The 223-nt window shown below is 43.5% G+C and carries 1 protein-coding gene; it reads left to right on the top strand.

The window, feature by feature from the left end:
- The coding region (locus DMB71_RS00030) for a hypothetical protein (RefSeq protein ID WP_162614716.1) at positions 1 to 223 on the top strand (223 nt) is incomplete at both ends.

Genomic DNA, 223 nt, shown 5'->3' with positions numbered 1-223 from the left:
ACTCCTGCTGTCACTGCAGGAAATGCAATAGCAAGCTATTCAAACGAGAAAGGTATCCCAGTTTCAATTCAGGAAACGATAACGGCACAGTCCCAAAATCCTGCTACGGGAGATATATCTTACACAAATGAAGCGGGAAAAGTTTCGACATCAAAAGTTATAAGCGCTGATGCAGGGAATTTAATTACTGCAGGAACCGACGGAGGAAGCTTTGTTGACCATG

The organism is Flavobacterium tistrianum, assembly GCF_003254545.1.
In the GTDB taxonomy this organism is placed as follows: Bacteria; Bacteroidota; Bacteroidia; order Flavobacteriales; family Flavobacteriaceae; genus Flavobacterium; species Flavobacterium tistrianum.
This window is presented reverse-complemented; position numbering and strand designations above follow the sequence as displayed.